The sequence below is a fragment of the Agromyces sp. C10 genome (genome assembly GCF_023217995.1).
GTDB classification, from domain to species: Bacteria; Actinomycetota; Actinomycetes; order Actinomycetales; family Microbacteriaceae; genus Agromyces; species Agromyces indicus.
Genome location: NZ_JALPSX010000004.1, coordinates 1 through 26,562 on the forward strand (window position 1 = coordinate 1; position 26,562 = coordinate 26,562).

The following is a 26,562-nucleotide window of genomic DNA, read 5'->3' on the forward strand; positions in this document are numbered from 1 at the left end:
TGGTCGAGTAGCACGCGAAGCGCCCGTACCGAGACCCGCCCGTGGTCTCGATACGCGCCTTCGGTGCTACTCGACCACCGTCACGCCGTCGCCGTATCGAGACCTAGGACTCCGTGATGTCGACCTCGACCATGACGTCGGCGTCGATCGCGGTGCGCACCCGCTCGATCACCTCGGCCGGAACCGGCGAGTCCACCGTGAGCACCGACAGCGCCTGGCCCCCGGCCTCGCGACGCGCGATCTGCATGCCCGCGATGTTGATGCCGGCGTCGCCGAACTCGCTGCCATAGACCGCCACGATGCCCGGCCGGTCGGTGTAGATCATCACGATGTGGTGGTCCGCGATCGGCACCTCGATGTCGTAGCCGTTGATGCCGACGAGCTTCTCGATCTGCTTGGTGCCCGTGAGCGTGCCCGACACCGACACCTGGGTGCCGTCGGCGAGCGCGCCGCGCAGCGTGATGACGTTGCGGTACTCGGGGCTGTCGGCGTCGGCGATGAGGCGCACCGCGACGCCGCGCTGCTCGGCGAGCAGCGGCGCGTTCACGTACGAGACGGTCTCGCTCACGACGTTGGTGAAGACGCCCTTCAGCGCGGCGAGCTTCAGCACGCTCACGTCGTAGTCGACGAGCTCGCCGTGCACCTCGACGTCGAGGCTCTCGAGCGGTCCCTGCGCGAGACCCGCGAAGAGCTGGCCGAGCTTCTCGACGAGCGGGATGCCGGGGCGCACGTACGGGTCGATCACGCCGCCGGCGACGTTCACGGCGTCGGGCACGAGCTCGCCGGCGAGCGCGAGGCGAACCGACTTGGCGACCGAGACGCCCGCCTTCTCCTGCGCCTCGTCGGTCGACGCGCCGAGGTGCGGCGTGACCACCACGTTCGGCAGGGCGAGCAGCGGCGACTCCTTCGGCGGCTCCTGGACGAACACGTCGAGGCCGGCGCCGGCGATGGTGCCCGCCACGAGCGCGTCGTGCAGGGCCTCCTCGTCGATGAGCCCGCCGCGCGCGACGTTCACGACGAAGGCGGTGGGCTTCATCTTCGCGAGCTGCTCGGCGCCGATCATGCCGGTCGTCTCCGGCGTCTTCGGCATGTGGATGGTGATGAAGTCGCTGCGCTCGAGGAGCTCGTCGAGCGTGACGGTCTGCACGCCGAGCTGCTGCGCGCGTGCGGCGGTGATGTAGGGGTCGTAGGCGATGACCTCGACGCCGAACGCCTGCAGCCGGGCCGCGATGAGCGCGCCGATGCGGCCGAGGCCGATGATGCCGACGGTCTTCTCGTAGAGCTCGACGCCCGTGTACGCCGAGCGCTTCCACTCCCCCTGCGCGAGGGCGGCGTGCGCAGCCGGGATGTGGCGCGCGAGGCTCAGGATGTGTCCGACGGTGAGTTCGGCGGCGGAGATGATGTTCGACGTCGGCGCGTTCACGACCATCACGCCGGCGGTCGTCGCCGCCTTGATGTCGACGTTGTCGAGCCCGACGCCCGCGCGGGCGATGACCTTCAGCGAGCGCCCCGCGGCGATCGCCTCGGCGTCGACCTTGGTGGCCGAGCGCACGAGGATCGCGTGCGCGTCGGCGATCGCCTCGAGCAGCGCCGGACGGTCGGTGCCGTCCACGTTGCGGATCTCGAAGTCGGGTCCGAGGGCATCGACGGTGGCGGGCGAGAGTTCTTCGGCGATCAGCACGACCGGCTTCGACACGTTGGGTCCTTCACGGGATTCGGATGGGTGCGCGTGCACGCGTGCGCCGGCATCGTCGGAGGCGCGGGGACGCGCTCATGCTACTTCAGCGTCCGGGGCGTCCCCGAATCGTGTGACGCGCGCAGACGAGCGGGCGTTCGCGGGCCCGCCGCTCAGGTGAGCAGCGCTCCGATCCCGAACATGAGCAGGATGTCGAGGTAGAGCAGCGCCGACACCGCGAGCCCAGTGAGGTACAGCGCCGCCTGCACGACGGCCGAACGCCGTCGCCCGAGCAGGAACGCCGCGGCGAAGAGGCCGATCGGCAGCAGGATCGCCGCGATGAGCACGACCCAGCCCGACCCGCTGATCGACGTGTCGAGCGTGCGCGCGAGATCCGCGACGCCGACCAGGTTGCCGACGGCCTCCCACGCGTCGTATGCGAAGAACAGGCCGAACGCGATCGCGAGGGCGATCTCGAGCCAGAACGGCGTGCGGCGCACCGACGGGTCGACCGTCGCGGCGCTCATGCCGTCACCCCCGCCACGAACGCGACCGGCAGGAGCACGACGGCCCCGACGAGCATCCACACGAGTCGCGCCCTCGGTCGCCCCCGCGTCAGCGCGAACGTCACCCCGAACCACAGCGCCGGAGCGAGCACGGCGAGCCACAGACCCAGGCTGAACATGAACTGGCCCACCGGATCGGCCGCGGGGTTCTGCACGCGGAGCACGCTGAGGATCCACCCGAGCGTGTAGAGGAGGTAGACGCCGCCGAAGACGCCGAGCAGCACGAGCTCGGCCGACCCGGGCTGGTCCGCGGCATCCGCCGCGTCGACGTCCGGCTCGCCGTCGACGGATGCCGCGGCATCCATCGTGCCCTCGCCCGGCGCAGTGACGGGCACCGGGGTGCCGACCGCGCGCCATCCGGGCGCGAGCGTCGCATCGTCGTCGCCGTCCCAGTGGAGGGCCTCATCCTCGTCGTCGCCGTCGTTTCGGGCCATGCGTTCACGATAACGACCGCGGGGCCCGCGCGCGGCGGACCGCGCCGCCCACGCGCGACGGAACGCGGCGGCGACGGCGCTCGTCGCCCCGTCGCCGCCGCGGCATCCGCTCGGTTCAGCCGGTCGGGGCGGTCGGGCTGAGGTCGTCCCGGACGGGATCGGCCCGGCGGGCGTCCTGCGCCCGTTGCTTCAGCTCGGCGAGGTAGCGCTCGACCTGCGCCTGGAGCTGCTGGCGATGCGAGTCGGTGACGACGTTCGCGCGGGCCCTGGCGATCAGTCCCGAGACGTAGGCGTCGGCCGTGTCGCGGGCCATGTCCAGGTGCGCCTCGGTCGACACGCGGGCGGGCCCGCCGGCGCGGGCCTGGTCGCCGACCGTGGATGCGAGCGAAGCGCAGCCGGCGAATGTCGCCGCGAGCCCGACCATGAGGGCGGACGCGGCGAGGCGGACAGTGACGGTGTGTGCGTGTTCCATGCCGCCACGGTGCGCCGCGGGGGTACCGCCCCGTCACGCGGCGGTATTCCGGCGGTATGCCGGCGCCGGCCCGCGCATTGACCCGTCGCGGGCGCGGGTGGACACTGCGGGTATGGGCATCCGGGTCCTCGGCCCGCTCCGTCTCGACGACGCCGCGCTCAACCTGCGCGAACGCATGGTGCTCGCGGTCCTCGTACTCCGGAACGGCCAGCCGGTCCCCGCCGACGAGATCGCGTCGGCGGTCTGGGGCGACGACCGCCCGCACACCTGGCAGAAGCAGGTGCAGGCGGCGATCGGACTCGTGCGGAAGGCGGTCGGGCGCTCGGCGATCGAGACGGTCGACGACGGGTACCAGCTGCGGATCGACGCGGCGGAGATCGATGCGGCGCGGTTCGAGCGGCTCGCGGCCGCCGCGCGCGAGCACCTGGTGGCAGGCGACCTGGTGCGCAGCCTCGACGCGGCCGACCGAGCCCTCGGCCTGTGGCACGGCACCGCGTTCGCGGAGCTGTCCGCGTGGCTGCCCGCGGCGGCGGAGTCGGCTCGCCTCGAGGAGGCCCGCATGGATCTCGAGGAGGTCCGCCTGGATGCGTGGTTGCGAGCCGGGAGGCACACCGAGTCGGTGCCGATGGCCGAGACGATGGTGCGCGAGGCTCCGCTGCGCGAACGCCGCTGGACGATGCTCGCGACGGCGCTCTACCGCAGCGACCGCCAGGCGGATGCGCTCGCGGCGGTGCGGGCTGCGCGCGAACGGCTCGACGAGGAGCTCGGCGTCGAGCCCGGCGAGGAGCTGCAGGACCTGGAGCTCGCGATCCTCCGGCACGACCCGTCGCTGCGCCCGTCGACGCCGGTGACGGTCCCGAGCGCGGACTGCCCGTACCCCGGACTCCGGTCCTTCGCCGCGGAGGACGAGGAGCACTACTTCGGGCGCGACGCCGACGTGCGGGCGGCGCTGGCGCGGCTGGCTCGGGCCCCGTTCCTCGCGGTGTCGGGGGCGTCGGGCAGCGGCAAGTCCTCGCTCGTGCTCGCCGGGGTCGTGCCGGTCCTCCGGCGACGCGGCGACCGCGTCTTCGTCCTGCTGCCGAGCGCCGACCTCGAACGCCGCATCCGCGACGCCGTCGACGGTGCCCACGGCCGCACCGCGCTGGTGATCGACCAGTTCGAGGAGGTCTTCCACGCGCGCGGCGCGGATGCCGACGGGACGGCGGCGGCGATCGCCCGGGCGGCCGCGGCCGGCGTCGTGGTCGTCCTCGTCGTCCGCTCCGACTTCCTCGACCGGTGCGCGGCGCTCGACGACCTCGGTCCGCTGATGGCCGACGGCGTGCACCTCGTCGGTCCGATGGGTCGCGAAGCGCTCCGCGACGCCATCGAGCAGCCGGCCCGGCGCGCCGGACTGAGACTGGAGCCCGGGCTCGCGGAGCTCATGCTGCGCGACGCGGCCGGTGCGCCAGGCGCGCTCCCCCTCCTCGCGCACGCCCTCGTCGAGACGTGGAGCCGCCGCGAGGGTGCGACGCTCACGGTCGCCGGCTACGAGTCGTCGGGCGGCATCTCGGGCGCCATCGCCCAGTCGGCCGAACAGCTCTACGAGTCGCTCGACGCCCGGGAACGCGACCAGTGCCGATCGCTCATGCTCCGGCTCGTCGAGCTCGGCCCGGACGGCGCGCCCATCCGGCGCCGCGCCGCCGCCGGGCCGCTCCGGGCGGATGCGGCTCGGGCGCGCGTGCTCGCACGGCTCACGAGCGCGCGGCTCGTCACTGCGGAGGCGGAACCGGTCGCGATCGCCCACGAGGCGCTCGCGCTGGCATGGCCGAGGTTGCACGACTGGCTGCAGCAGGACGCGGATGCCGCGCGCGTGCTGGCGAGCGTGACCGCAGCCGCCGAGTCGTGGGACGAGGCCGGGCGCCCGGATGACGAGCTGTTCCGTGGCGCACGCCTGCAGGCGGCCCTCGAGCGACGGGATGCCGCTCCCGACGACCTCACGCGCATCGAGGCGGACTTCCTGGACGCGTCGGCCGCCCGCGCCGACGCCGAACGGACGGAGCTGCTCGCCCGGGCCGAGGAGGACCGGCGGCGGAACCGTCGGCTCCGATCCCTGCTCGGCGTGGCCGCGGGCCTCATCCTGCTGCTCGTCGGGGTCGGGTCGACCGCCGTGGTCACGTCGACCGAGGCGGGCGCGCAGCGCGACACGGCCACGGTCGAGGCGCTCGTCGCGACCGCCCTGGCGCTGCGGACGTCGGAGCGCGACGTCTCCGCCCTGCTCGCCGCCGAGGCCTACCGTCGCTGGCCCGACGACGCGCGGACGCGGTCGGGGCTGACGAGCGTGCTGCAGGCGGCGGGCGGACTCGTCGACACGATCGCGCTCGAACCCGAGGGCAGTGCGTACGGCTCGCTCATCCCCGGTACCGAGGCGGCCCTGGTGGTCACGTCCGGCGGTGCCGCCGCGGTGCGGGACCTCGCCGGCGGTGGCACGGTCCGGGCGCTCGACCTCGGATTCGAGCCCGAGCCGCCGCAGCCCTGGCCGCTCGTCGAGGTGAGCGCCGACGGCCGGGTCGGCACGGTGCTCTGGCCGTCGAGGACGCAGCCGTCCGGCGTGACGTGGTACGGCACGTCGCCGACCTCGGTGCTCGTCGCCTTCGACCTGACGGGCGGCGAACGCCTCCTCGGCCCGATCCGCCTCGGCACCGGGACCGGCGCCCTGGCGGTGAATCGCGACGGCTCGATCATCGCCATCGCCGACGCACGCGACGGCGCCGTCGAACTGGTCTCGACGACGGATGCCGCGGTGCGCGCGATCGACGGCGAGCGCACGACCGCGCTCGACCGCGACTCGTACGCCGCGGCGATCGCGTTCGACACCGCGGGCCGCCTGCTCGTCGGCCGCCTCGACGACCGGGTCGACGTCATCGACCCGCGCACGGCGTCGGTCGTGACCCGCATTCCCGTGGCGCCGTCGTCGGCGCACGTCGACCTGGCGGTGGCCCCCTCGGGGACGGTGGTCGCCTCCGGGGACCGCGCCGTGACCGCCTTCGACCCGGCGACGGGCGAGGTGCGCTGGGCGACCGACCTCTCGACGGCGAACCTCGGCCCGTGCGTCTGGATCGCGGTCTCCGAACCGCACGGGCGGGTGTTCTGCAGCAGTCGCTTCGGCGTGACGACGGTGTTCGACCTGGCGTCGGGGGTTCCCCTGCCGTCCGACGAATTCCGCGGATCGGACGACGTCGGCCCGCTCGCCGTGGGCGACGACGGCGGCATGCTCCCCGCGATCGGCGTCGGCCGACCGGTCGTCACCCGCTGGCGGATCGACGGCGACGGCCCCGGGCACCGGCTGCTGACCCGCGGCTGGGAGGTGCTCGGCCCGTACTCGCAGGAGGACTCGATGCTCCTCATCACGCCCGCCCGCGTCGAGCGCGACGTGTGGGATCCGGCGTACGACGCGGTCGCCATGGATACGCGGTCGGGAACGGTGGTGCACCGGTTCCCCGACGCCGTGGTCGAGACGGGTTGGCTCCGGGACGGGCGGCTCTACGCCCGGTCGGCCGCGGACGACCTCTTCCGCGTGTTCGACTCGCGGACCGGGACGCAGCTCGGCGAGGAGCTGTGGGGGGTGGTGTCGCTCTGGCCGATCGACGGCGGCGAGCACCTCCTCGCGGTGCGCACCAACGGCCGGATGCGGACGATCGATCCGGAATCCGGGGCGGCGGAGGGCCCGGCCTGGAGCGTCGACGGGTGCCCGGTGTGGGTGTCGTCGGCGCCCGACGGGGATCCGCTCGCCGTCAGCTACCTCCCGGAGGTGCGCAGTCGCGAGATCGGTCCCGACGAGCCGCTGCCGCAGGGCCCGATCCGCACCGCGGTCGTGTCGGGCCAGGATCACGCGCTGCGCGCCGACGGACTCCTCGGCCTGCGGGCCCACGTCGTCACGCCGGATGACGAACTCGTCGGCGTCGGCGACGACGGCATCGGGCACTACCGGGCGGATTCGCTGCGCCGGGCCGGGATCGTCACCGGTGCCGCCACCGGTCGCTACGCACCGTCCTTCGACGCCGACGGCCGGACCGTCGTGGTGACCCTCGCCGACGGCACGTCGATCGTCTACGACACGGTGAGCGGTGAACCCATCGGCGACCCGTTCCGCAGCAGCGGACGGGCCGTCGTGCCGGCCGCGATCCGCCCCGACGGCGCCGAACTCGCGGTCTCGACGCGAGAGGGCGTCGTGGTCTGGGACCTCGACCCGGAGCGCCAGTTCGCGGCCGTCTGCCGCCTCGCCGGGCGCGACCTCACCGAGGCGGAGTGGCACCGCTACCTGCAGCCGCTCGGCGAACCGCGGAGCACCTGCGCATCGGCCCGCTGAACGCCGACGGCGGGGCCGGTCGGAACCGGCCCCGCCATGCGGGATGGTGCGAGGCGTTCGAGAGCGTCAGCGAGCGACCTCGCCTTCGCCACGCGCCGAAGACGCGAGGATCAGCGAGCGACCTCGCCGTCGACGTAGTCGTCCTCGTCGACCTGGGTCCACGCGAAGAGCTTGCGCAGCTCGCGCCCCGTGGTCTCGATGGGGTGGCCCTGGCCCTTCTCGCGGAGCTCGAGGAACTCCTTGGCGCCGTTGTCCTGGTCGTCGATGAAGCGCTTGGCGAACGTGCCGTCCTGGATGTCGGCGAGCACGGCCTTCATGTTCTCCTTGACGTGCTCGTCGATGACGCGCGGGCCCGAGACGTAGTCGCCGTACTCGGCGGTGTCGGAGACGGACCAGCGCTGCTTCGAGATGCCGCCCTCCCACATGAGGTCGACGATGAGCTTCAGCTCGTGGAGCACCTCGAAGTAGGCGATCTCGGGCTGGTAGCCCGCCTCGGTGAGGGTCTCGAAACCGTACTGCACGAGCTGCGAGACGCCGCCGCAGAGCACGGCCTGCTCGCCGAACAGGTCGGTCTCGGTCTCCTCGGTGAAGGTGGTCTTGATGACGCCGGCGCGGGTGCCGCCGATCGCCTTCGCGTACGACTTGGCGAGGTCCCAGGCGGTGCCCGAGGCGTCCTGCTCGACCGCGATGATGTCGGGGATGCCGCGGCCCGCGACGAACTCGCGGCGCACGGTGTGGCCCGGGGCCTTCGGCGCGACGAGGATCACGTCGACGCCCGCCGGGGCCTCGATGTACCCGAAGCGGACGTTGAAGCCGTGGCCGAAGACGAGCGTCTTGCCCTCGGCGAGGTTGTCCTTGACGGACTCGGCGTAGATGTGGCGCTGGAACTGGTCCGGGGCGAGGATCACGATGACGTCGGCCCAGGCCGCGGCATCCGCCACGCTCTTGACCTCGAAACCGGCCTCCTCGGCCTTCGCCGTCGACTTCGAGCCCTCCTTGAGGCCGATGACGACCTCGACGCCGGAGTCGCGGAGGTTCTGCGCGTGCGCGTGGCCCTGCGAGCCGTAGCCGATGACGGCCACCTTCTTGCCCTGGATGAGCGAGAGGTCGGCGTCCTTGTCGTAGTAGATCTCAGCCATGTGCGGTCTTTCTCCTTGTGATGGGTTCGGGCAGGCGGCCTCGGTGCGCGCGCATCGCGTGCTCCTCGACCACCGGTGTCAGTTCTTGTAGACGCGTTCGGTGATGGACTTGCCGCCGCGGCCGATCGCGAGGAGGCCCGACTGGGCGATCTCCTTGATGCCGTACGGCTCGAGCACGCGGAGCAGCGCCGTCGTCTTGCCGGAGTCGCCGGTCACCTCGATGACGAGCGCGTCGGTCGACACGTCGACCACGCGCGCGCGGAACAGGTTGACGGCCTCGAGCACCGCCGAGCGCGTGGCGTTGTCGACGCGGACCTTGATCAGCAGGTGCTCGCGCTGCACCGACTGCGCGGGGTCGAGCTCGACGATCTTCAGCACGTTGACGAGCTTGTTCAGCTGCTTGGTGACCTGCTCGAGCGGCAGGTCCTCCACGTCGACGACGACCGTGATGCGGGAGAGCCCGTCGATCTCGGAGTGGCCGACCGCGAGCGACTCGATGTTGAATCCGCGGCGGGCGAAGAGTCCCGCGACGCGGGTGAGCAGGCCGGGCTTGTCCTCGACGAGGAGGGAGAGCACGTGGGTCGACATGTTCAGTCCTCCTGGCTGAAGGCCGGCGAGTGGTCGCGGGCGTACTGGATGTAGGAGTTGGAGACGCCCTGCGGCACCATCGGCCACACCATGGCGTCGGCGGAGACGACGAAGTCGATCACCACCGGGCGGTCGTTGGTCTCGAGCGCGAGCTTGATCGCGTCGTCGACCTCCTCCTCCTTCGTCACGCGGATGCCGAGTGCGCCGTACGCCTCGGCCATCTTGACGAAGTCGGGGACGCGGACGGTGTCGTGGCCCGTGTTCAGGTCGGTGTTGGAGTACCGGCCGTCGTAGAACAGCGTCTGCCACTGGCGCACCATGCCGAGCGAGGAGTTGTTGATCACCGCGACCTTGATCGGGATGTCGTTCAGGGTGCAGGTCGCGAGTTCCTGGTTGGTCATCTGGAAGCAGCCGTCGCCGTCGATCGCCCACACCGTGCGCTCCGGCTCGGCGACCTTGGCGCCCATGGCGGCGGGCACCGCGTAGCCCATCGTGCCGGCGCCGCCGGAGTTCAGCCAGGCGTTGGGCCGCTCGTACTTGATGAACTGCGCGGCCCACATCTGGTGCTGGCCGACGCCCGCGGCGTACACGCCCTCGGGGCCGGTCAGCTCGCCGATGCGCTGGATGACGTACTGCGGCGCGAGCAGCCCGTCCGAGGGCTGCGTGTAGCCGAGCGGGAACTCGGACCGGAGGCCGTCGAGCGTCGACCACCAGTCGGCGACGTCGGGCGTGTGCTGGCGCGTGACCTCGCGGTAGGCCGCGAGGAGGTCGACGAGGACGTCCTTCGCGTCGCCCACGATGGGCACGTCGGCGGCACGGATCTTGCCGATCTCGGCGGGGTCGATGTCGACGTGGACGACCTTGGCCTCGGGGGCGAACAGCGCCGCCTTGCCCGTGACGCGGTCGTCGAAGCGGGCGCCGAGGGCGACGAGCAGGTCGGCCTCCTGGAGGGCGAGCACGGCGGGGACCGTGCCGTGCATGCCGGGCATGCCGAGGTGCTGCGGGTGCGAGTCGGGGAACGCGCCGCGCGCCATGAGGGTCGTGACGACCGGCGCGTTCGTCGCCTCGGCGAACGCCTGCAGCTCGCCCGAGGCACCGGCGCGGATGATGCCGCCGCCGACGTAGAGCACCGGGCGCTTCGCCTCGGCGATGAGCTGGGCGGCGGCGAGCACCTGCTTGCCGTGCGCCTTGGTGATCGGCCGGTACCCGGGCAGGTCGAGCTTCGGCGGCCACTGGAACGGGAAGGTGGCCTGCTGGGCGTCCTTCGTGATGTCGACGAGCACGGGGCCGGGGCGGCCGGTCGTGGCGATGTGCACGGCCGACGCGATGGTGGCCGGGATCTCCTCGGCCGTCTTCACGAGGAACGAGTGCTTCGTGATCGGCATCGTGATGCCGACGATGTCGGCCTCCTGGAACGCGTCGGTGCCCATGAGGTTCGAGAACACCTGGCCGGTGATCGCGAGGAAGGGCACCGAGTCCATGTGCGCGTCGGCGATGGCCGTGACCAGGTTGGTGGCGCCCGGGCCCGAGGTCGCGATGGCGACGCCGAGCTTGCCCGACGACGAGGCGTAGCCCTCGGCCGCGTGGCCGGCGCCCTGCTCGTGGCGGACCAGGATGTGGCGGAGCTTGCGGCTGTCGAGCAGCGGGTCGTAGACGGGGAGGATGGCGCCGCCGGGGAGCCCGAAGACGTCGGTGATGCCGAGCAGCTCGAGCGAGCGGACGACCGCTTCGGCTCCGGTGAGCATCTCGGGACCGCTCTGCGACTGCGACAGGCTGGCGGGCGATGGCACGGGGCTGGCTTCCGTGGTCATTCGTTTCCTGTTCATGGTGCGTGGTGTTCGGGACAGGCGAGAGCCTCAGCCCGTGGTCGCGCCTTCGGCTGCGGAGCGCACGAGCTTGGAGTACTTCGCGAGGACGCCTCGGGTGTAGCGCGGGGGAAGCGGCGCCCAGCCGTCACGGCGGGCTGCCAGCTCGGCCCCGTCGACCAGTAGGTCGATGGAACGAGCCGCGATATCGACCCGAATCAGATCACCATCGCGCACGAAGGCGATCGGACCTGCGTCGACCGCCTCGGGTGCTATGTGGCCGATGCACAGGCCGGTTGTGCCGCCTGAGAATCGACCGTCCGTCAAGAGTAGTACATCTTTTCCGAGCCCAGCGCCCTTGATGGCGGCGGTGATGGCGAGCATCTCGCGCATGCCCGGTCCGCCCTTGGGGCCCTCGTAGCGGATGACGACCACGTCGCCGTGCTTGATCTCGCCGGCGGTCAGGGCGTCCATCGCGGCCCGCTCGCGCTCGAAGACCCGCGCGGGCCCCTCGAAGGTCGCCGCGTCGAAGCCGGCCGTCTTCACGACGGCGCCGTCGGGAGCGAGCGAGCCGTGCAGGATCGTCAGGCCGCCGGTCTCGTGGATGGGGTTGTCGAGGGTGCGGAGCACCTCGCCGTCCAGCGGCGCGACGTCGAGCTCGGCGAGGTTCTCGGCGAGGGTCTTCCCCGTGACCGTGAGCACATCGCCGTGCATGAGCCCCGCGTCGAGCAGGGCCTTCATGAGCACGGGCAGGCCGCCGCGGCGGTCGACGTCGTTCATGACGTACTTGCCGAACGGCTTGAGGTCGCCGATGTGGGGCACCTTGGACCCGATGCGGTTGAAGTCGTCGAGGGTGAGCTCGACCTCGGCCTCGCGGGCGATGGCGAGCAGGTGGAGCACGATGTTGGTCGAGCCGCCCAGCGCCATGCCCACGGCGATGGCGTTCTCGAACGCCTCCTTGGTGAGGATCTGCCGGGCGGTGATGCCGGTCTTCAGCAGGTTCACGACGGCCTCGCCGGACCGGTGGGCGTAGTAGTCGCGACGGCGGTCGGCGGACGCCGGGGACGCCGAGCCGGGCAGCGAGAGTCCGAGCGCCTCGGCGACGGAGGCCATGGTGTTCGCGGTGTACATGCCGCCGCAGGCACCCTCGCCGGGAGCGAACGCGCACTCGATGCGCTTGGCATCCGCTTCGCTCATCTTGCCGGCCTTGACCGCGCCGACGGCCTCGAACGAGTCGATGATCGTGATGTCCTTCTCGGTGCCGTCCTCGAGGCGGACCCAGCCCGGCGCGATCGACCCGGCGTAGAGGAAGACGGATGCGAGGTCCAGTCGAGCGGCGGCCATGAGCATGCCCGGGATGGACTTGTCGCAGCCCGCGAGCAGCACCGACCCGTCGAGGCGCTCGGCCTGCATGACGACCTCGACCGAGTCGGCGATCACCTCGCGCGAGACGAGGGAGAAGTGCATGCCCTCGTGGCCCATCGAGATGCCGTCCGAGACGGACACGGTGCCGAACTGCAGCGGGTAGCCGCCGCCGGCGTGCACGCCCTCCTTCGCCGCCTGCGCGAGGCGGGCGAGCGAGAGGTTGCAGGGGGTGATCTCGTTCCACGAGCTCGCGATGCCGACCTGGGGCTTGTCCCAATCGGCGTCGCCCATGCCGACGGCACGCAGCATGCCTCGGCTCGTGGTGGCCTCGATGCCATCCGTGACGACGCGACTGCGGGGCTTGGGATCGATCTCCGACATGCGTCGAGTCTAGATGCCGCCAGAGACCGGTTTCACCGTGCGGCGTCGCGGGCGTCGGCGAGCACCTCGAGCAGTTCGGCGACGTCGTCGGGACCGCGCAGCCGGTAGGCCGCGAGCGACTTCCCCTGGCCGACCTTCACGCCCACGTCGTCGATCTCGAGCGTCGCGAACGCGTCCTCGTCGGTCACGTCGTCGCCCACGTAGAGGACGGCATCGGCACCGGCGTGCTGGCGCAGGCGCGTGACCGCCTCGCCCTTGTCGCTCGCGCGGACCGCGAATTCCAGCACGTTCTTGCCGGTCCGCGTCGCCAGCCCGGGCAGCGCCTGCTCGACGCGCTCGCGGGCCTCGCGCTGGAGCGCGGCGCCCGCGGTCGCGCCGAGCTTGCGGGTGTGCAGGGCGATCCCGGCCGGCTTGCGCTCGACCCAGGCGCCGTCGGCGGCGGATGCCGCGTTCTCGACGATGTCGATGAGCTGCTCGAGCCGCGTGAGCTCGTTCTCGCGCAGGTCGATCGTGACGCCGCTCGCGTCGAGCTGCAGCTCGACGCCGTGCGAGCCGCTGAGCAGCGCGGCGACCGGCGGCGAGGCGACGTCCTTCAGGCTGTCGAGCGCTCGGCCGGAGACGAGGGCCACGCGCGTGTCCTCGTGCTGCGACATCCGCTCGATGGCGGCGCGCGCCCGTTCGGTGGCCCGCGCGTCCTCGGGACGGTCGACCAGCGGCGCGAGGGTGCCGTCGAAGTCGAGCGCGACGAGCAGCCGCTCGACCTCCGCGATGCGCGCGACGGCGCTGCGCAGGGCGTCCGGCACGCCCGGCTGGATCTTGCCCACGCCGGTGAGCGTCTCGAGGAACGTCGCCGACCAGTTGGCCACGTCGTTGTCCTTCACGCGCTTGCGCAGCGCGCGCATGCGCCGCGCCCGTTCGCGCTTGGGCATCTGGGTCGCCTCGACCATGGCGTCCTTCAGGCCCTCGATGTCGTGGGGATTCACGAGGATCGCCTGGCGCAGCTCGTCGGAGGCACCGGTGAACTCGCTGAGCAGCAGCACGCCGTCGTCGTCGAACCGGCAGGCGACGTACTCCTTCGCGACGAGGTTCATGCCGTCGCGCAGCGCGGTGACGAGCATGACGTCGGCGGCCAGGTACAGCGCCGCCATCTCCTCGCGCGGGTAGCCGTGGTGCAGGTACGAGATGGCCGGATGCCCCAGCGTGGAGTGGTCGCCGTTCAGCCGCCCGACGAGCAGCTCGATCTCGTCGCGCAGCTGCCGGTAGGTGTCGACGCGTTCGCGGGAGGGGCTCGCGACCTGCACGAGCGTGGCCTCCTCGACGGTGAGCCGCCCGTCGCGCAGGAGCTCGCCGAACGCCTTGATGCGGTGGCGGATGCCCTTCGTGTAGTCGAGTCGGTCGACGCCGAGCATCACGACATCGGGGTCGCCCAGGCTCTTGCGGATCTCCCGGGCGCGCTCCTGCACCTCGGGGCGGCGCGCCATCCGCTCGAATGCGGCCGCGTCGATCGAGATCGGGAAGTGCCGGGCGACCACGTGTCGGGTCTCGCCGTCGGGGCCGGGCACCTCGAGCACCGAACCGCGCGTGCGGTAGCCGTAGAGGCGCCGGACGGCACGCGTGAAGTTGCCGGCATCCGCTGCTCGCTGGAAGCCGATGACGTCGGCGCCGAGCAGGCCGTCGACGACCTGGCGACGCCACGGCAGCTGCGAGTAGATGCCGTATGCGGGGAACGGGATGTGGTTGAAGAAGCCGATCACGAGGTCGGGCCGGCTCTCGCGGAGCATGCGCGGGACGAGCTGGAGCTGGTAGTCCTGCACCCACACGACCGCGCCCTCGGCAGCCGCGCGGGCGGCCGCCTCCGCGAAGCGGCGGTTGACGCGCACGTAGGCGTCCCACCACTCGCGGTGGAAGCGGGGCGGAGCGATCACGTCGTGGTAGAGCGGCCACAGGGTGTCGTTCGAGAAGCCCTCGTAGTACTCCTCGACCTCGTCGGCCGAGAGCGGCACGGGGATGATCGAGATGCCGTCGTGCTCGAACGGGTCGAACTCGCGATCGGCGACGCCCGCCCAGCCCACCCACGCGCCGTCGTTCTCGCGCATGACGGGCTCGAGCGCCGTCACCAGACCGCCGGGCGAGCCCTTCCACTGCGTGTCGGCTCCCTCGCCGCCCACGTAGTCGACGGGCAGGCGGTTGGACACGACGACCATGTCGTACGCGCCATCGGGGAACAGGTCGTCGGGCTGGGAATCGGGCTTCACGGCGTCGGGTCCTCCTCGGACTGCTCGGCGTTCAGGCTAACAGGGCGGCAAGTCCTCACCCTGCGTCCAGCCGCCCGGGCTAGACTGCGATCCTCATGATCCGAATCGGTATGAGCACCACTTGTGTGTACCCACTCGAGCCCGAGCACGCCTTCCGATACGCGAAGGAGGCCGGGTTCGACGGCATCGAGATCATGGTGACCCAGGAGCTCACCACCCAGGTCGCCGAGGGCCTCAACGAGATGTCGGAGCGGTGGGACCTGCCCATCCTCTCCATCCACGCGCCCGTGCTGCTGCTCACCCACTTCGTCTGGGGCCGCGACCCGCGCGTCAAGCTCGACCGCACGGCCGAACTGGCCGCGGCCGTCGGGGCCGAGGCCGTCGTCGTGCACCCGCCGTTCCGGTGGCAGGCCACCTACGCGCGCGAGTTCCTGCCCGCGGTGCGGGAGTTCTCGGGCGCGCACGGCGTCGAGATCGCGGTCGAGAACATGTTCCCGTGGCGCGCCGCCGGCCGGAACATGAAGGCGTACGCGCCCGGTTGGGACCCGCGCGAGATGGACTGCGACGCGGTCACGCTCGACTTCTCGCACGCCTCGCTCTCCGGCGTCGACAGCCTCGAGTACGCGAAGGACCTGGGCGACCGACTCCGCCACGTCCACCTGTGCGACGGCACGGGCGCGATCGGCGAGGGACAGATCTTCGACGAGCACCTGCTGCCCGGCCGCGGCACCCAGCCCGTCGCCGAGACGCTGCGGTGGCTGGCCGACCGCGGGTGGAACGGCTCGGTGGTCGCCGAGATCAACACCCGCAAGGCGAAGTCCGAGGCGGAGCGGCTCGACCTCCTCCGCGAGACGCTCGCGTTCGCCCGCGAGCACACGACCGTCGCACCGGCCGCCGAGCCCGAGCGGCCGCAGTCCGAGTCGCCGCTGCGTCGGGCGATCGACGCGATCCTCCCCCACCGCCGCTGACGCGACGCGACCCGGCAGCCACGGGGGCCACCGGGTCGCAATCCCCACGTCGCCGTCAGGCGGGCGAGGGCAGCGTCGAACCCACCGAGCGGATGCCGCGGCGCCGCGCCACCACGGCCGCGGTGCCGGCGACGCCGAGCAGCCCGAACAGCGCGACCACCGCGGCGGATCCGGCGACGGCCCCGCCTCCGGCGCCGCTCACGATGAGCTGCATGCCCTGCACCGCCCAGGTCAGCGGCAGGAACGGGCTCACCGCCTGGAACGGCCCGCTCACGATCTCGAGCGGGTAGAGCCCACCGGAGGCCGCGAGCTGGAGCACGACGAGCACCAGCGACACGATCGTGCCGGCGCGGCCGAGCCACGCGTTGAGGAATGCGTGGATCGCCGTGAACGCGACCGCGAGCAGGGCGGAGAACGCGAGCGTCTGCGGCAGCAGCGCCCAGTCGACGCCGAGCGCCGTGTGCATGAGCAGCACGACGGCCGCCGCCTGGGCGAGGCCGACGAGCGAGCCGCGGAAGAGCGTGCGAGCCAGGAGCCGCCCCGTCGGCGCCGTGCTGGCGAGCGCCTCCCGCCCGAACGGACGGAACACGAGGAAGAGCGCCATCGCACCGAGCCACAGGCCGATGGGTGCGAGCAGCATCGCGATGACCTGGCCCAGCGAGTCGATGGCGTTGTCGCGCTGCGCCGCGACGGTCACCGGCTCGGCGACCACCGAGGCGGTGTCCTCGGGATCGAGGTCGGTGAGGGATGAGGAGCCCTCGGCGCCCTCCGCGAGTCCGTCGGCCAGCTCGCCCGTGCCGTCGGCGAGTCTGGTCGCGCCATCGGCCGACGCCGAGGCTCCGTCGCGGAGCTGCGCGAGTCCGCCGGCGAGCTCCGACGTGCCCGACGCGGCGCCCGAGGCGCCCGACTGCAGTTCGCCGAGGCCGCCGGAGAGTCCCTCGAAGCCCGCGGTGAGGCGGTCCGCACCGTCGCGCAGCTGCGGAGAGCCGCTCGAGAGCTGCGACGCGCCGTCCGCGAGTCCGGCGATGCCCGACTGGAGCTGACCGAGTCCGGCGGCGCCCTCGGCGATCGGCGCTCCCCCGGCGGCGAGGGCCGACGCGCCGTCGCCCGTGTCGACGACGCCGGCCCGCAGCCGGCAGAGCTCGACGAGGGGCGCCGCCGGCTCGGGCGCGCAGGTCGCCGGCACGCCGGCCGCGGCGGCCGTCGCGGCGATGTTCCCGTCGATGAGCTGGAGGAGGCCGACCTCCAGTCGGTCGTACCCGGCGGAGAGCCCCTGGACTCCCGCGACGTAGTCGCCGATCCCGGTGCCGAGTGCACCGAGCCGTCCCGTCTGGTCGCGCAGCACCCCGAGGCCGCCGGAGAGCGAATCCACGCCGCCCGTGTACTGGTCGACGCCGTCGGCGTACGCCGCCGCGCCGGCCGCGCCCTGAGCCGCACCCGATGCCGCGCTGCCCACGCCGCCCGCGAGCCGGTCGAGACCGCCCGCGAGCTGCTGCGCGCCGTCGGCGGAGGAACCGACCCCGGCCGCGAGCTGGTCGAGGCCGCCCGCGAGCGAGTCGGCGCCGTCGGCGAGCTGCCCCGCGCCATCCGCTGCCTCGCCGAAGGCCCCGCCGACCTGGATGAGGTTGCCGTACAGGCCCTCGAGGTACTGCGTGGTGAGCTCCTGCCCGAAGGCGTCGGCGATCGCGTCGCCGACCGTCGTGGCGACGGTGCCGGCGAGGTAGCCGTGCGCGTCGTCGGTGCGGATGTCGAGCGCCGCCGTCGTGGGCGCCTGGCCGGAGAGCGACGTGACCGACGCCGAGAAGTCCGCGGGGATGGTGAGGACCGCGTACGCGTCGCCCGCGGCGAGCGCCTCGGCCGCCTGCTCGTCGTTCGAGATCGTCCAGTCGAACCCCGTCGACCCGTCGCCGGTGAGCTCGGTGACGAGCTGCCGACCCGCGAGCACGGGCTGCTCCTCGCCGTCGGGCAGGGTCATGGTGACCATCTCGTCATTGTTCACGACGATGGCCGGGATGGCGTCGAGCCGGTCGTCGGCACCGCCGACCGCCGCGGCGACGAGGCCGGCGACGGCGAGCGGCACGGCGATCACCGCGGCGAGCAGGGCAGCCCTGCGGCCGCGTCGGCTGCCCGGGCCGGCGCCGCGGCCGGTGGGGTCGGTTCGGGTCATCGGAGCGCCTCCTGGGCTCGGATCGCGAGGTCGAGTTCGCGGATGCCGCGGGCGTCGAACGCCTCGCGGGCGGGGACGGGGTCGGCGTCGTCGGGCACAGTCGCGATGAGCGCGACGTCGTCCGGTACCAGGTGCGCGAGGGCTCGCCAGGTGCCGGCCTCGGACGCGGACGCCGCGTCGAGGTCGAGGACGAGCGCCCGCGGCTGCTCGGCGAGCGCGGCGGCTGCGGTCACGAGGATCCGGTCGAGCCGGTCGAGCTCGCCCACCGGCGTGTCGGGATCGACGGCGGTGGTCCGCCACGGGAACGAGTCCGTCAGCGCCGCGGCGAGGCGGCCCCCGCTCGTCTCGGCGACCGATCGGGCGACCGCGGCGGCATCGAGGGCGTCCTCGACGGCGTCGCGCGTGGAACCCAGCCGGTACCACGGCCGGGTCGCGTCGACCCGTGCGGCGACGAGGTCGCCCGCGGTCGGCGCGGATGCGGCGTCCGTGGCGGTGTCGGCGACCGCGACCCGGCGCATGACGGCGTTCGCGTCGGTCGGCAGCGGCAGCCCGAGCACCGCGAGGCGCCCGCCCGCGGGCAGGACCCTGCCGGCGATCGTCGCCGAGACGAGGCGCCGTTCGGCGGGGCCGCCCCGGACGACGAGCGCGCCGCCGCGCGGCACGTCGAGCGTGATCGGCCCGACCGGGGCCGCCGGGTCGCCGACGAGCAGCCCCTCGGCGAGGACGTCCGCGTTGCGTGCTGCGGCCCACTCGGACTCGGCGAGGTGGGCGCGCAGCCCCTCGCCCTCGATGTCGACGTCGGGCAGGACGCGGGCGAGCCACCTCGGCAGCCACCACGCGTGACGACCGGCGAGGGCCATGGCGGCGGGCACCAGCGTCATCCGCACCAGGAACGCGTCGAAGGCGACGCCGATGGCCAGCGCGAAGGCGATGCCCTTGATGACGCCGGTGCCCTCGGGGACGAACGCGAAGAAGACGAAGAACATGATGAGCGCCGCCGCCGTGACGACGCGCGCGGCGTGCTGGAAGCCGTGCACGATCGACGAGCGCGGTTCGCGGGTCTTCACGAACTCCTCGCGCATGCCGGAGACGAGGAACACCTCGTAGTCCATGGCGAGCCCGAACAGCACCGCCATGAGCAGGATGGGCAGGAAGCTCAGGATCGGCCCCGGTTCGACGTGCATGAGGTCGGCGAACCACCCCCACTGGAACACGGCGACCGTGACCCCGATCGCGCCGAACGCCGAGAGGAGGAAGCCGAGCGCCGCCTTGACGGGCACGAACAGCGAGCGGAACACGATGAGCAGCAGGACGATCGACAGCCCCACGACGATGAGCGCGAACGGGATGAGCGCATCGGTGAGGCGCTGCGAGATGTCGATCGAGACGGCGGTGTAGCCGGTCACCGCGATGGGCGTGCCGAACTCCTCGGCGATCTCCGGCTCGAGCGCACGGATGTCCTGCACCACCTGCTTGGTCTCCGGGTCGGTCGGTCCGCTCTCGGGGATCACCTGGATGATCGCGGTGTCGACGGTCTCGTTCGGGAGGCCCTCGCCGACGTAGTCGACGCCGTCGACCCGGGCGAGGCGCTCGCCGATCGCGTCGAGGTCCTCGAAGATGTCGGTGGTCTGCGTGATGTCGACCGTCACGATGAGCGGACCGTTCGCGCCGGGGCCGAAGCCCGCCTCGATCATCTCGTAGGCCTCGCGCTGGCTGGATCCGGCTTCGCCCTCGCCACCCGGGAGGTTCAGGTCGAGGCTCGCCGCGGGGATCGCCGCCGTGCCGAGGAGCCCCACCACGAGCACCAGGAACACGACCGGCGCCTTCAGCACCGTGTCGACCCAGCGGCGCCCGAGGGTCGGCCGGCCGCCCTCGTCGGCGGCGACGGCGCGGCGGTGCGCCCGACTGCCGGGCTTCGGCGCCAGCCGCCCCTTCGCGAGGCCGAGCAGCGCCGGCAGGAGCGTGGTCGCGCCGATCACGGCGACGAGGACGGCGAACGCCGCGGCGACGCCCATGACGCTGAGGAACGGGATGCCGACGACGAGCAGGCCGAGGAGCGCGATGATCACCGTGAGGCCGGCGAACACGACGGCGCCGCCCGCGGTCGCGACGGCCTCCGCCGCGCTCTCCTCGGGGTCCATGCCGCGCGCGAGCTGGGTGCGGTGCCGCGACAGGATGAACAGGGCGTAGTCGATGCCGACGGCGAGGCCGATCATGACCGCGAGCATGGGCGCCGTGCTCGACACGGTGGCGAACGCGGAGACCACGGCGATGCCGCCGAACGTCGCGCCGACGCCCACGATCGCCGTGAGGAGGGGCATTCCGGCAGCGAGGAGCGACCCGAAGGTGATGAGCAGGACCACTCCGGCGAAGAGCACGCCGAAGACCTCGGTGATCGTCAGGCCGAACGTGGTCTCCTGGAACACCTCGCCGCCGAACGCGACCCGGAGGCCGGCGTCGCGGCCCGCGTCGCCCGTGGCGACGACCGCGTCGATCGACTCCTGCGCGACATCCGTCACCGGCCCGTCGAACTGCACCTGGATGTAGGCCGTGCGCGCATCGTCGGAGACCTGGTCGCCGGCGTACTCGTCGAACGGGCCGAGCACGCTCGCCACGCCGTCGACGCGCTCGAGCTCGCGCTCCATGTCGGCGATCGCGGCGCGGGAGTCCGGGTCCTCGACGGACCCGCCGTCGGGCGCCTCGACGACGGCCTTGGCCGACGCGCCGGCGGTCTGGGGGAACACGGCGGCGAGCTGGTCGATGGCGTCCTGCGATTCGGTGCCGGGGATCGCGTACGACTCCTGGAGTTGGCCGCCGAGGGCGATGCCGCCGCCGACGAGCGCCGTGAGCGCGACGACCCAGGCGACGACGACGAGCCAGGCGCGGCGGAAGGCGGCGCGCCCGATGCGGTGGAGGAGGAGAGCCACGTGCGGTCCTTACTCGGCGTCGGCGGTGCGGGTGGCGGCGGGCGGGGCGAGCAGCTCGGGCAGCACCGCGTGCAGCGCGGCCCGGAGTTCGTCGTCGGACGGCTGCGCGCGGTCGTCGGCGAACGTGCGGCCGGCGGTGAGCAGGAAGGCGGCACCGCCCAGCGCGACGCCGAAGCGCACCTGGTCCTCGACGCTCTCGCGCTCGTCGCAGATCGCCGCGGCGAGGCGGCGCACGGCCGCGTCGGCGCGGGCGATGATCGGCAGCTCGGCGAGGCTCGGCCCCTGGATCAGGAACACGTGCACGGCCTCGCGGTGCACGAGCATGAGGTCGATCACCCGGTCGACGAGCCGGCGGCGGCGCACCGGGTCGCGGCCCGCGAGGTAGTCCTCGAGGACCTCTTCGAACTGGCTGACGGCCGGCTCGATCGCGGACTCGAGCAGGGCCTCCTTCGACGCGTAGTGGTAGAGCACGCTCGACTTCGAGTAGCCGGCGTGGTCGGCGATGTGCTGCAGCGAGGTGGCCGCGAAGCCGACGCTCGCGAACTGCTCGAGGGCGGCCTGCTTGAGTTCGTCGGCCGCGCGGGCGCGCGCCGGCGCCTTGGCATCGGTGGGCATGCGGATGACGCTACCTTGACCGATCGGTCAGATCCTGCACGATCGGTCAGATTCGCGGGGATCTCCCAGCGAGCGGGTGTCAACCGGTCGCATGCGTCGGACCCGGGCGGTAGTTTCGGGGCATGCGCAAGTACCTCTTCAGCGGAGCCGTCCTCACCTCGCTCTTCGGCGCCGTCGGCGTCATCAAGGCGACGGCGGCAGGACCGCGCGACTGGAGGCTCCTGCTGATGTGGGTGTCATGGGCCGCGACGCTCGCGATCGCGATCGGCACCGTGGCCGACGAGCAGAAGCGCCGCGAACTGGCCGAGTAGCCCTCCCGGCCGCGGCGGCGACGACGCGGCCGCACCATCCTCGCCCGAGCCATCACCCCCGTTCAGGGGCGGCTCGGGCGCTGTGCGGCGTGTCCCGGCGAGGATGCCGCGCCGCCGACGGACACTGGACGGGACCGAGTCCGCCGCCCGAGATCCGCCGACCGACCCCCACGAGAGGACACCGATGTTCCGCCGCTGGCGCCGCGCGCGGCTCGCCGCACAAGCCGCCGCCCACACCGCACCCGCCGCCCCGTCGCCCGCCGCGACCGCTGCGGACCTGCGCGGGGAGCACATCTTCGAGCTCGTCAACGCGCGACTCTCCCGGTTCATCGGCCCCGAAGGCGACTGGTCGCTCGTCCGCCGCGGCGACGACGACACCGACCGCATCTTCCAGTCGATGCTCACCCACCAGATCGCCGCCGAGGTCACGCGCGCCATCCTCGAGGAGCGCGAGCAGGTCGCCGTCGTGGTGCCGGCCGACGAGGCATCCCTCGCCCTCAGCTGGTCGCCCGCCCCGCTCGTCATGTGGGCCGACCCGATCGACACCGGCGCCGACACCCTCGACGACGAACTGCAGTCGACGGATGCCGCGGGCGACGACGCCCTCCGCGCCGCATCCGTGCCCGCCCCGGTCGCCGCGACCGACCCGGCCAAGGCGGCCTGACCCGCAGCGAGTGCCTGAGGCCGGTCCACTTCGCCCGCCGAGGCGTCGTGCTCGACGGACGCCGCTCCAAAATCGCGCACCGTTTCTTGTACGGCCACCTCGAGCGACCGCTCCCCCGCCGTTCCTAGCGTGAGAACAGGGCCCCGCGCCCGCCACGCCGAATCACGGGAGCATGATGACCGACACCCAGACCCCCGCCGCAACCGCGCCCGCGCCCGGGCGCGGCCGCGCCCGCATCCCGGCACGCGACCTCGCGCAGATCGCCGTCTTCGCCGCGCTCATCGCGGCGCTCGGCCTGCCGGGCGCGCTCTACCTCGGCGGCACCGCGGTGCCGATCACGTTCCAGACGCTCGGGGTCATGCTCGCCGGTGCGATCCTCGGGGCGCGCAAGGGCTCGCTCGCGGTGCTCCTGCTGCTCGCGCTCGTCGCGGCGGGCCTGCCGCTGCTGTCCGGCGGACGCGGGGGCCTCTCGGTGTTCGTCGGCCCGTCGGTCGGCTACCTCATCGGCTGGGTGCTCGGCGCGTTCGTCGTCGGCTGGTTCACGGCGCGGCTGCTCCCCCGCTACCGGGTGCTGCCCGCGCTCGGTGCGACCGCCCTGGGCGGCATCGTCGCCATCTACCTCGTCGGCGTTCCCGTCTTCGCGGCGATCACCGGCACGCCCCTCGGGGTCGCCATCGCCGGGTCCGCGCTGTTCCTGCCGGGCGACATCCTGAAGGTCGTCGTGACCGTGCTGGTCGCCAAGGGCGTGCACCGCGCGTGGCCCGGGCTCATCGAGCCGCGACCCTGGCCGTGGCGTCGCCGGGCGGTGATCCCGACGGCATGAGCGACTGGCTGCGCGGCCGCGCCGACGACGTCGCCCTCGCGTTCGGCGGCGACGTCGTGCGCTACGGCGAGCTCGCGCGCGCGGTCGACGCGGCCGCGCTCCCGCCGGGTGCCGGGGCGGCCGGATGCCGCGTCGGCACCGATCCGGTCGACCTCGTCGTCACGGTGCTCGCGGGCCTGCGACGCGGTCGGCCGGTCCTCGTCGGTGCCGACCGCGCGGCGGCCGACCGGCTCTCGCCCCTGCTTCCGGAGGGGACAGAGCTCGGCCTGACCACCTCGGGATCGACCGCGCCGCCCGGCGCCGCGCCGCGCATGGTCGCCCGGACGGGCGCGTCATGGCTCGCCTCGGCGGCGCCCCTCGCCGAACTGGCCGGGCTCGAGGCCCGCGACCGCGTGGCCGTGTCCGGTCCCCTGCACGTCTCGATGCACCTCTACGCGGTGCTCCACGCGCTGTCGCTCGGGGCCACCGCCACCGACCGCGTGCAGGGCGCGGACGTCGTGCACGCCACGCCCACCCGGCTGACCCGCATCGTCGAGGAGCCCGACGCGCCGCGGACCGCGATCGTCGCGGGCGCCGCGACGGGAGCCGCGCTCCGTGAACGCGCGGCGGACCGCGGCATCCGCCTCGTCGAGTACTACGGCGCGGCCGAGCTCTCGTTCGTGCTCGCGGGCGACCGCGCCGTCGGCGTGCTCGAGGCCTTCCCCGGCGTCGACATCGAGCTCCGGCCAACGCCGGCGGGCGACCGGATCTGGGCGCGATCGCCCTACCTCGCCCTCGGCACCGTCGACGAGACCGGTGCGACCGACCTGGAGCGGGACGAGCGCGGGTTCGCCACCGTCGGCGACCTCGGCGAGCGGATGGCGGGCGGCGGCATCCGGGTGCTCGGCCGCGGCGACGCCGCGATCACCACCGCGGGCGCGACCGTGCCCGCCGAGCAGGTGGAGGCGCGCCTGGCCGCACTGCCCGGCGTCGCGGCCGCCGCGGTGCTGGGCGAGCCGCACGACCTGCTCGGGCAGCGCATCGTCGCCGTCGTCGAGCTCGACGCCGGCGCGACGCTCGAGCAGGTCGCCGTCGCCGCGCGCGGCGTGCTCTCGGCCGTCGAGCTGCCCCGCCGGTGGTACGCCCGGCCGCTCCCGCGCACGGCATCGGGCAAGGTCGCCCGAGCAGCGCTGCGCGACGCGGTGCTCTCCGGCGAAGCCGGCCCCGGCTTCCCCGCCGCCCACGCACCGGACGGAACCGCCGCATGAGCACCGACCGCTCCCCCGTCATCGTCGCCGCCCGACGCACCGCCATCGGCACGGCCGGGCGCGGGTTCGCCGCGCACACGGTCGACGCGCTCGCCGCGCCCGTGCTCGCCGCGACCACCGCCGCGGTCGCGCCCGCCGGGCTGCCGGTCGACGACGTCGTGCTGGGCAACTGCATGGGTCCCGGCGGCGACCTCGCGCGCGTGGCGGCGCTGCGCGCGGGCCTCGGCACGACGGTGCCGGGCGTCACCGTCGACCGCCAGTGCGGCTCCGGCCTCGACGCGGTGCTGCAGGCCGCCGCTCGCGTGCGCGCGGGCGACGCGAAGCTGGTGCTGGCCGGCGGCGCCGAGTCCGCCTCCACCGCGCCGCACCGCCACTGGCCCGATTCGGGCGAGCGCTACGAGCGTGCACCGTTCGCACCCGCGGGGTTCGCCGACCCGGAGATGGGGCCGGCCGCTGAGCACCTGGCCCGCGCGCGCGGCATCACGCGCGCCCGGCAGGACGCCTGGGCGGCACGTTCCCACGCGCGCGCTGCGGCCGCGCAGGCGGCGGGCGTCTTCGACGCCGAACTCGTGCCGGTCGACGGCGTCGCCCGCGACGACCGGCCCCGCGCGGCGATGGACGCCACCCGCCTCGCGCGATTCACGCCGGTCTTCGAGTCGGACGGCACCGTCACCGCGGGCAACTCGTGCGGGTTCTCGGACGGCGCCGCCGCGATGGCGGTCACGACCCCGGACGTCGCGCGCGAGCTCGGTCTCCCGGCGCTGCGCGTGCGCGCGGCCGCGGTCGCGGCGGGCGACCCCGCGCTACCCGGCATCGGCGCCGCGCCGGCCGCCCGTGCCGTGCTGGACCGCGCCGGCCTCACCGTCGCCGACCTCGGCTTCGTCGAGATCACGGAGGCGTTCGCCGCGCAGCTGCTCGCGGTGAGCGACGACCTCGGCCTCGACGAGGCGACGATCTCCGCCGACGGCGGCGCCATCGCGCTCGGTCACCCCTGGGGCGCGTCCGGCGCCATCCTCCTCGTGCGGCTCGCCGCGCGCATGCTCGCCGACGACGCCGACGGCCGCGCCGGGCTCGCCGCGTGCTCGATCGGCGGCGGACAGGGCATCGCGATGATCGTGGAGCGGGCGGCATGAGCGGCATCCGCTTCGAGGACGTCAGCCACGACTTCGGCGACGAGCGCGTCGTCGACCACGTCACGCTCGAGCTGACCGAACGGCGGGTCGGCATCGTCGGCGCGAACGGCTCGGGCAAGTCGACGCTCGCGCGCATGATCAACGGCCTCGTCACGCCCGCCGAGGGCCGCGTCGAGGTCGACGGCCTCGATGTCGGCAAGCAGGGCCGGGAGGTGCGCCGCCGCGTCGGCTTCGTCTTCACCAACGCCGACACGCAGATCGTGATGCCCACCGTGCGCGAGGACGTCGCGTTCACGCTGCGCCGCCACCGGCTGAGTCCGGCGGATGCCGCGGCCCGCGTCGAGCGGACCCTCGACCGGTTCGGGCTCACCGACCTCGCCGACCGGCCCGCGCACCGGCTCTCCGGCGGACAGAAGCAGCTGCTCGCGCTCGCGGCCGTCCTCGTCGGCGAGCCGTCGATCGTCGTCGCCGACGAGCCCACGACACTGCTCGACGCCCGGAACGCCCGCCGCATCGCCGAGCACTTCGAGACGCTCGACGAGCAGCTCGTGGTCGTGAGCCACCAGCTCGAACTGCTCGAGTCGTTCGACCGGGTCATCGTCATGGAGGGCGGCCGCGTGATCGCCGACGACGAACCGCGTCCGTCGCTCGACGCGTACCGGGCCCTGATCGGGTGAGCGGC

At 73.4% G+C, this 26,562-nt stretch carries 20 protein-coding genes; 8 read left to right on the forward strand and 12 right to left on the reverse strand.

The window, feature by feature from the left end:
* Nucleotides 1–103 precede the first annotated feature (103 nt).
* The 4 genes from serA to M1L56_RS05210 form a co-directional block, all read right to left on the reverse strand.
* Nucleotides 104–1,696, reverse strand: coding sequence for a phosphoglycerate dehydrogenase (serA, locus tag M1L56_RS05195; protein WP_067946629.1), 1,593 nt, complete (start codon nt 1,694–1,696; stop codon nt 104–106).
* Between the two features lie 152 nt (nt 1,697–1,848).
* Nucleotides 1,849–2,202 carry a hypothetical protein gene (locus M1L56_RS05200; RefSeq protein ID WP_248598432.1) on the reverse strand — a complete coding sequence of 118 codons (354 nt, stop codon included), beginning with the start codon at nt 2,200–2,202 and terminating at the stop codon, nt 1,849–1,851.
* A complete protein-coding gene (locus M1L56_RS05205; RefSeq protein WP_248598433.1) occupies nt 2,199–2,675 on the reverse strand; it encodes a DNA polymerase III subunit gamma/tau in 477 nt (158 codons plus the stop codon). Before M1L56_RS05205 ends, M1L56_RS05200 begins: the two co-directional genes overlap by 4 nt.
* A 115-nt stretch (nt 2,676–2,790) precedes the next feature.
* Complete coding sequence (locus M1L56_RS05210) at nt 2,791–3,147, reverse strand: hypothetical protein (RefSeq protein ID WP_067946635.1); 357 nt, start codon at nt 3,145–3,147, stop codon at nt 2,791–2,793.
* Nucleotides 3,148–3,259: 112 nt separating this feature from the next.
* Here M1L56_RS05210 and M1L56_RS05215 point away from each other — a divergent pair, with 112 nt between their 5' ends.
* Entirely contained in the window at nt 3,260–7,492 is a 4,233-nt protein-coding gene (locus M1L56_RS05215; RefSeq protein WP_248598434.1) for a BTAD domain-containing putative transcriptional regulator, read from the forward strand.
* 110 nt (nt 7,493–7,602) lie between these two features.
* Here M1L56_RS05215 and ilvC read toward each other — a convergent pair whose 3' ends face one another.
* From ilvC to M1L56_RS05240, 5 genes are all read right to left on the reverse strand, one after another.
* Nucleotides 7,603–8,631 (reverse strand): ketol-acid reductoisomerase, encoded by a 1,029-nt coding sequence (gene ilvC, locus M1L56_RS05220; RefSeq protein ID WP_067946639.1) that lies wholly within the window; start codon nt 8,629–8,631, stop codon nt 7,603–7,605.
* A gap of 78 nt (nt 8,632–8,709) precedes the next feature.
* Nucleotides 8,710–9,219, reverse strand: coding sequence for an acetolactate synthase small subunit (ilvN, locus tag M1L56_RS05225; RefSeq protein WP_067946641.1), 510 nt, complete (start codon nt 9,217–9,219; stop codon nt 8,710–8,712).
* Nucleotides 9,220–9,221: 2 nt separating this feature from the next.
* On the reverse strand, nt 9,222–11,030 hold the full coding sequence (locus M1L56_RS05230) for an acetolactate synthase large subunit (RefSeq protein ID WP_248598435.1): 1,809 nt from the start codon (nt 11,028–11,030) through the stop codon (nt 9,222–9,224).
* A 45-nt stretch (nt 11,031–11,075) separates the two neighbouring features.
* Nucleotides 11,076–12,770, reverse strand: a complete 1,695-nt coding sequence (gene ilvD, locus M1L56_RS05235) for a dihydroxy-acid dehydratase (protein ID WP_248598436.1) — start codon at nt 12,768–12,770, stop codon at nt 11,076–11,078.
* Between the two features lie 32 nt (nt 12,771–12,802).
* A complete protein-coding gene (locus M1L56_RS05240; protein ID WP_308198815.1) occupies nt 12,803–15,025 on the reverse strand; it encodes a bifunctional alpha,alpha-trehalose-phosphate synthase (UDP-forming)/trehalose-phosphatase in 2,223 nt (740 codons plus the stop codon).
* A gap of 95 nt (nt 15,026–15,120) precedes the next feature.
* Here M1L56_RS05240 and M1L56_RS05245 point away from each other — a divergent pair, with 95 nt between their 5' ends.
* On the forward strand, nt 15,121–15,993 hold the full coding sequence (locus M1L56_RS05245) for a sugar phosphate isomerase/epimerase (RefSeq protein WP_248598437.1): 873 nt from the start codon (nt 15,121–15,123) through the stop codon (nt 15,991–15,993).
* A gap of 55 nt (nt 15,994–16,048) precedes the next feature.
* Here M1L56_RS05245 and M1L56_RS05250 read toward each other — a convergent pair whose 3' ends face one another.
* Genes M1L56_RS05250 through M1L56_RS05260 form a run of 3 tightly spaced genes read right to left on the reverse strand, consistent with a single transcriptional unit; the run spans nt 16,049 to nt 21,702 of the window.
* A complete protein-coding gene (locus tag M1L56_RS05250; RefSeq protein ID WP_248598438.1) occupies nt 16,049–18,160 on the reverse strand; it encodes a YhgE/Pip family protein in 2,112 nt (703 codons plus the stop codon).
* Nucleotides 18,157–21,087, reverse strand: a complete 2,931-nt coding sequence (locus M1L56_RS16080) for an MMPL family transporter (RefSeq protein WP_248598439.1) — start codon at nt 21,085–21,087, stop codon at nt 18,157–18,159. The genes M1L56_RS05250 and M1L56_RS16080 overlap by 4 nt, the downstream gene beginning before the upstream one ends.
* Nucleotides 21,088–21,096: 9 nt before the next feature.
* Entirely contained in the window at nt 21,097–21,702 is a 606-nt protein-coding gene (locus M1L56_RS05260) for a TetR/AcrR family transcriptional regulator (protein ID WP_248598440.1), read from the reverse strand.
* Between the two features lie 122 nt (nt 21,703–21,824).
* Between M1L56_RS05260 and M1L56_RS05265 the strand changes: the two genes are divergently transcribed.
* The 6 genes from M1L56_RS05265 (at nt 21,825) to M1L56_RS05290 (ending at nt 26,557) form a co-directional block, all read left to right on the forward strand.
* Nucleotides 21,825–22,013: a hypothetical protein gene (locus tag M1L56_RS05265; protein WP_248598441.1), complete on the forward strand. Its 189-nt coding sequence runs from the start codon at nt 21,825–21,827 to the stop codon at nt 22,011–22,013.
* 184 nt (nt 22,014–22,197) lie between these two features.
* Nucleotides 22,198–22,677, forward strand: coding sequence for a hypothetical protein (locus M1L56_RS05270; protein WP_248598442.1), 480 nt, complete (start codon nt 22,198–22,200; stop codon nt 22,675–22,677).
* 175 nt (nt 22,678–22,852) lie between these two features.
* A complete protein-coding gene (locus M1L56_RS05275; RefSeq protein WP_248598443.1) occupies nt 22,853–23,500 on the forward strand; it encodes a biotin transporter BioY in 648 nt (215 codons plus the stop codon).
* Complete coding sequence (locus M1L56_RS05280) at nt 23,497–24,747, forward strand: AMP-binding protein (protein WP_248598444.1); 1,251 nt, start codon at nt 23,497–23,499, stop codon at nt 24,745–24,747. Before M1L56_RS05275 ends, M1L56_RS05280 begins: the two co-directional genes overlap by 4 nt.
* Entirely contained in the window at nt 24,744–25,880 is a 1,137-nt protein-coding gene (locus M1L56_RS05285; RefSeq protein ID WP_248598445.1) for a thiolase family protein, read from the forward strand. Before M1L56_RS05280 ends, M1L56_RS05285 begins: the two co-directional genes overlap by 4 nt.
* Nucleotides 25,877–26,557, forward strand: coding sequence for an energy-coupling factor ABC transporter ATP-binding protein (locus M1L56_RS05290; protein ID WP_248598446.1), 681 nt, complete (start codon nt 25,877–25,879; stop codon nt 26,555–26,557). The genes M1L56_RS05285 and M1L56_RS05290 overlap by 4 nt, the downstream gene beginning before the upstream one ends.
* The last annotated feature ends 5 nt before the right edge of the window (nt 26,558–26,562 follow it).

Coding starts and splice junctions, on each gene's coding strand:
- M1L56_RS05200 (WP_248598432.1), bottom strand. CDS start 2,202: ATGAGCGCCGCGACGGTCGACCCGTCGGTGCGCCGCACGCCGTTCTGG.
- M1L56_RS05245 (WP_248598437.1), top strand. CDS start 15,121: ATGATCCGAATCGGTATGAGCACCACTTGTGTGTACCCACTCGAGCCC.
- ilvC (WP_067946639.1), bottom strand. CDS start 8,631: ATGGCTGAGATCTACTACGACAAGGACGCCGACCTCTCGCTCATCCAG.
- M1L56_RS05280 (WP_248598444.1), top strand. CDS start 23,497: ATGAGCGACTGGCTGCGCGGCCGCGCCGACGACGTCGCCCTCGCGTTC.
- ilvD (WP_248598436.1), bottom strand. CDS start 12,770: ATGTCGGAGATCGATCCCAAGCCCCGCAGTCGCGTCGTCACGGATGGC.
- M1L56_RS05210 (WP_067946635.1), bottom strand. CDS start 3,147: ATGGAACACGCACACACCGTCACTGTCCGCCTCGCCGCGTCCGCCCTC.
- M1L56_RS05290 (WP_248598446.1), top strand. CDS start 25,877: ATGAGCGGCATCCGCTTCGAGGACGTCAGCCACGACTTCGGCGACGAG.
- M1L56_RS05265 (WP_248598441.1), top strand. CDS start 21,825: ATGCGCAAGTACCTCTTCAGCGGAGCCGTCCTCACCTCGCTCTTCGGC.
- M1L56_RS05285 (WP_248598445.1), top strand. CDS start 24,744: ATGAGCACCGACCGCTCCCCCGTCATCGTCGCCGCCCGACGCACCGCC.
- M1L56_RS05260 (WP_248598440.1), bottom strand. CDS start 21,702: ATGCCCACCGATGCCAAGGCGCCGGCGCGCGCCCGCGCGGCCGACGAA.
- M1L56_RS05250 (WP_248598438.1), bottom strand. CDS start 18,160: ATGACCCGAACCGACCCCACCGGCCGCGGCGCCGGCCCGGGCAGCCGA.
- ilvN (WP_067946641.1), bottom strand. CDS start 9,219: ATGTCGACCCACGTGCTCTCCCTCCTCGTCGAGGACAAGCCCGGCCTG.
- M1L56_RS05215 (WP_248598434.1), top strand. CDS start 3,260: ATGGGCATCCGGGTCCTCGGCCCGCTCCGTCTCGACGACGCCGCGCTC.
- M1L56_RS05275 (WP_248598443.1), top strand. CDS start 22,853: ATGACCGACACCCAGACCCCCGCCGCAACCGCGCCCGCGCCCGGGCGC.
- M1L56_RS05230 (WP_248598435.1), bottom strand. CDS start 11,030: ATGACCACGGAAGCCAGCCCCGTGCCATCGCCCGCCAGCCTGTCGCAG.
- M1L56_RS05205 (WP_248598433.1), bottom strand. CDS start 2,675: ATGGCCCGAAACGACGGCGACGACGAGGATGAGGCCCTCCACTGGGAC.
- M1L56_RS05270 (WP_248598442.1), top strand. CDS start 22,198: ATGTTCCGCCGCTGGCGCCGCGCGCGGCTCGCCGCACAAGCCGCCGCC.